The sequence below is a fragment of the Streptomyces spiramenti genome (genome assembly GCF_012034385.1).
Lineage (GTDB): Bacteria > Actinomycetota > Actinomycetes > Streptomycetales > Streptomycetaceae > Streptomyces > Streptomyces spiramenti.
On record NZ_JAAVJB010000334.1, the window covers coordinates 1 to 4,202 of the forward strand.

Annotated in this window: 4 protein-coding genes; 2 read left to right on the top strand and 2 right to left on the bottom strand. The window is 75.8% G+C overall.

Translation table 11 applies throughout. The annotated features are described in order from the left end of the window. Positions 1 to 101: 101 nt before the first annotated feature. Entirely contained in the window at positions 102 to 1,184 is a 1,083-nt protein-coding gene (locus HCJ92_RS22720; RefSeq protein WP_167935485.1) for a lytic polysaccharide monooxygenase auxiliary activity family 9 protein, read from the bottom strand. Between the two features lie 337 nt (positions 1,185 to 1,521). On the opposite strand from HCJ92_RS22720, the gene HCJ92_RS22725 reads away from it, so the two are divergent. Continuing rightward, a complete protein-coding gene (locus tag HCJ92_RS22725; RefSeq protein ID WP_209311475.1) occupies positions 1,522 to 2,721 on the top strand; it encodes a MalY/PatB family protein in 1,200 nt (399 codons plus the stop codon). A 101-nt stretch (positions 2,722 to 2,822) separates the two neighbouring features. Here HCJ92_RS22725 and HCJ92_RS22730 read toward each other — a convergent pair whose 3' ends face one another. After that, entirely contained in the window at positions 2,823 to 3,614 is a 792-nt protein-coding gene (locus HCJ92_RS22730) for a dioxygenase family protein (protein WP_167935486.1), read from the bottom strand. A 142-nt stretch (positions 3,615 to 3,756) separates the two neighbouring features. Here HCJ92_RS22730 and HCJ92_RS22735 point away from each other — a divergent pair, with 142 nt between their 5' ends. Further along, on the top strand, positions 3,757 to 4,137 hold the full coding sequence (locus HCJ92_RS22735) for a GntR family transcriptional regulator (protein WP_420824763.1): 381 nt from the start codon (positions 3,757 to 3,759) through the stop codon (positions 4,135 to 4,137). The last annotated feature ends 65 nt before the right edge of the window (positions 4,138 to 4,202 follow it).

Consider the following 4,202-nt stretch of genomic DNA (forward strand, 5'->3'; position numbering starts at 1 on the left):
GGACTGCTGTGCCGCCGCCCCCACAGGGGAGAGGGGGAGGGGGACGGCGGCCGAACGGTGGGCGGGGGCCCGGTGTCGCGTGGGCCCCGCCGGTGGGGAGGTCAGGCGCGGCGTCGCGCCGCGTTCCGGCGCACCGCCCCGGTGACGACCAGCGCGAGCCCGGTCGCGGCCACCGCCGCGCCGCCGGCCGCGAGCTGCCACGCGCTGTCGCCACCGCCGGTGGCGGCGAGCGACACCTCCTCGGTGTCGCCGTTCACCGTCGGCTCGTTGACCGGCGCGGAATCCTCGTCGGTCCCGGCGGGGGCGCTCTGCGCGGCCTCCTTCCGGGGCGTCCCGCTCCCGGTGGTGCCCTCCTCGGAGTCCACGTGGTTGTCGTGGCTGCCGTGGTCGGCCCCGTCGGTGCCGTCGCCGTGGTCGTCGTGGCCCGCGTGGTCGTCGTCCGCCGGCTCGCCCTTGCCCGCGGAGTGGTCGTCGTGGCCGGCATGGTCGTCGTGACCCGCGTGGTCACCGGGCTCCGGCGCGCCGCTGCCGGTGCCGGGGGAGGTCGACCCGTCGCCGCCGCCGAAGACGACGTCGGAGCAGGTGTAGAAGGCCTCCGGGCTGTCCGAGCGCTGCCAGACGCTGTAGATCAGGTGCCGCCCCTGGCGTTCGGGCACCTGCATGTCGAAGACGTACTGGCCGTCGCGCAGCTCCGGGTCGGTGACCTCGCCGAAGTGCTCCAGGTCCGACCAGCGCAGCGGGGCCGCCGGGTCGTACCCCTGCTGGGTGACGTACAGGGCGAAGGAGCCGGTGTGCGGCGCGGTCGCGGTGTAGCGGAAGGTGTGGTTCCCGGCGGACATCGCGGACGCCTGCCAGTCGCCGCGCGCCTGGTCCAGCCCCGCGTACTTGTCGCGGCCCGCCGAGCAGAGCTCGCCGTCCGGGATGATGTCGCGGTGGCGCCCGTTGGCGTCGGCGATGTTCACCTCGTTCCAGTCGTACAGCGGCTGGGTGCCCCCGATGCCGACCAGGTCGGTGCAGGCCGCACTGGCGGGTGACTCGGGCCCCTCGTGGAAGCAGGCCCGCACGCGGCTGACCGGGTCCTCCATCGATCCGTGGGCCGCCGCCGGGGCGGCGGCCAGCAGGCCGGCGGCGAGCGGGGCGACGGCGAGGGCGCCGACGAGGGTTGCCGTGCGACGGACGGTCATGGGGGTGGCTCCTGGGCTCGGGGCGGGGGCGGTCTCCCGGGAGTGCTCTGCCTGCCCGGTGCACAGCACGCTAGCCACGTCCGACCCCCTGTCGGCACCGTCACGGGCCCTGGACCCCACCCTTTAGGGCGGGCTTAAGGAACGGCTGAACGATGATTAAGGATCACCGGCCCGGCTGCCCGGAACGCGCCCCGCCTGCGCCGCCGGGAGTCCCGCGCGTCTCCCGGGGAGACCTCCGTCGGATCGGCCGCAGGGTTCCCGGCCGAGCGCCCCGGCCGAGCCCCGGGCGGCGGCGGAATCCCGGCCGCGGGCGGCGTCCCCGGCCTACGCTGCGGACATGACCTCCACCGATCCGCCCGTACCGGCTTCCGGTGACCCGCTGCCGGCGCCCGGGAACCCGCTACGGCAGCTGACCCTCGCCGAGCTGCGCCGCAGGACCAGCGAGAAGTGGCGCGCTCACCCACCGGACGTACTGCCGCTGTTCGTCGCCGAGATGGACGTCCCGTTGGCGGAGCCGGTCCGGCGTGCGGTGGGCGAGGCGCTCGCCCGCGGCGACACCGGGTACACCCGCGGTTCCGCCTACGCCGAGGCGTACGCGGGGTTCGCGCGGCGCCGCTGGGGGTGGGACGGGGTCGCCGCGGAACGGACCACGGTCGTGCCGGACGTGATGACCGGCGTGCTGGAGGTCCTGGCGGCGATATCCGGCCCCGAGGACACCGTGGTGGTCAACTCACCCGTCTACACGCCGTTCTACGACTACGTTCGCCACACCGGTCGGACCGTGGACGAGGCGCCGCTGGGTGGGGACCTGCGGCTGGACACGGCGGCGCTGGAGGACGCCTACCGCCGGGCGTCGGCCCGGGGAGGCAACCCCGTCCACCTGCTCTGCAACCCGCACAACCCGACCGGGACCGTCCACACCGCCGGGGAGCTCGCGGCCGTCGCGGAACTCGCCGCGCGCTGGGGTGTGCGGGTGGTCGCCGACGAGATCCACGCGCCCGTCGTCGACCCGGGCACCCGCTTCACCCCCTATCTGAGCGTGCCCGGGGCGGGGGCCGGGTGGTCGGTGCTCTCCGCCTCCAAGGCGTGGAACCTGGCCGGGCTGCGCGCCGGACTGGCCGTCGCCGGCCCCGACGCGGCCGAGGACGTTGCCCGTGTCCCCGTCTGGGTGGCGGCGGCCACCTCCCACATCGGCGTCATCGCCCACACGGCCGCGCTGACCGAGGGCGGCCCCTGGCTCGACGCCCTGCTGGCGGGGTTGGCGGATAACCGGCGACTGCTGACGACGCTGCTCGCCGAGCAGCTGCCCGAGGTCCGCTACCGGCCCGCCCCGGGCACCTACCTCGCTTGGCTGGACTGCCGGGAGGCCGGACTCGGCGACGACCCCGCCGCGGTCTTCCTGGAACGGGGGAGGGTCGCGGTCAACTCCGGACCGGCCTTCGGCAGCGGCGGCGCCGGCCATGTGCGCCTGAACCTGGCGACCTCACCGGAGGTGCTGGCCGAGGCGGTGCGCCGCATGGCACACGCGCGCCGCTGACGGCCTCGTCCGTGTCCGGCTTCCGCGCCGCGCGGCCGGTCGCCCGGGAGCGGACGGCGGCCCCGGCCCGGGACTGCCGTCCGCGCTGCGCGGCGGTCGGGTCAGCCGAGCTGTACCGACCGCTTCGCGAGGCCGCCCCAGAAGCCGTCCACCGCCGTGGAGATCGAGTCGAGGTCTGCCTCGCCGGCTCCGAGCGAGACGAACAGCGGGGCGAAGTGCTCGGTGCGGGGATGGGCGACGCGGCCCGCCGGTGCCGCGTTCTCGAAGTCCAGCAGCGCGTCCACGTCCCCGGCGGCCAGGGCCCGCGCGCCCCAGTCGTCGAACTCGCGGGACCAGCCGTGGGCCTCGTCGGGACCGGCGCCCCAGAGGATCTCGCCGAGGTTGTGGGTGAAGAACCCGCTGCCGAGGATGAGCACGCCCTCCTCGCGCAGCGGCGCGAGGCGCCGGCCGAACGCCAGCAGCCGCGACGGGTCGAGCGTCGGCAGCGACAGCTGGAGCACCGGGACGTCGGCCTCCGGGTACATCTCCGCGAGCGGCACGTAGGCGCCGTGGTCCAGGCCCCGGCCGGTGTCGTGGTGGACGGCGGAGCCGGGGGTCCCGACCAGCGCCCGTACCCGCTCCGCCAGCTCGGGTGCGCCCGGTGCCGGGTAGCGGACCTGGTAGTAGCGCTCGGGGAAGCCCCAGAAGTCGTAGGTCAACGGCACCGTGGTCGTGGCGCCGACGGTGGCGGGCGCGGACTCCCAGTGCGCCGAGACGACGAGTATCGCCCGGGGGCGCGGCAGTCCGGCGGCCCAGTTCGCCAGCTGCGAGGGCCAGAGAGCGTCGTCGGCGAGCGGCGGCGCCCCGTGACTCAGGTAGAGCACCGGCATACGGCTGGGGGATGCGGTGGTCATGACGGCCCTCCGGCGGGTCCGGGCCCGTAACGCCCCGGCTCGGCGAGCCCGACGCGACAGGTAATTCGAATTTGAACTACCAACGTAGCAGGGCAGGCCGTCCGCTCCAACCCGCCGCCGGGTCCCGCGGTGCTGGGGCAGAATCACCGGCGTGAAGGTCACCATCAGCGGAACCGCGTCCGAAGCCCCGTACGAGCAGCTGCGCGCACAGATCGCCGACCAGGCAAGGTCCGGGTCGCTCCCCGCCGGGTACCGCCTGCCGACGGTCCGCCGGCTGGCCGAGGAACTGGGCCTCGCCCCCAACACCGTCGCCAAGGCGTACCGGGCCCTGGAGGGCGACGGCGTCATCGAGACCCGGGGGCGCAACGGTACCTTCGTCGCCGCCGCGGAGGGCAGCGCCCGCGAGGCGGCCCACGCCGCCGAGGAGTACGCCCGGCGTGCCCGGCGGCTCGGGTTGGACCGCGAGGCCGCCCTGGCGGCGGCGGAGGAGGCCCTGCGTGCGGTGTACGTCGGCGAGCGGTGACCCGCCGGTCGTGCGCGCGTGCCGCGCGGGAGCGACGGTCCGGCGGAGCCGCCGCACGGCGGCGG

Bases quoted from the DNA above. Each gene is read 5' to 3' on its own strand.
- HCJ92_RS22720 (WP_167935485.1), bottom strand. From the start codon at position 1,184: ATGACCGTCCGTCGCACGGCAACCCTCGTCGGCGCCCTCGCCGTCGCC.
- HCJ92_RS22725 (WP_209311475.1), top strand. From the start codon at position 1,522: ATGACCTCCACCGATCCGCCCGTACCGGCTTCCGGTGACCCGCTGCCG.
- HCJ92_RS22730 (WP_167935486.1), bottom strand. From the start codon at position 3,614: ATGACCACCGCATCCCCCAGCCGTATGCCGGTGCTCTACCTGAGTCAC.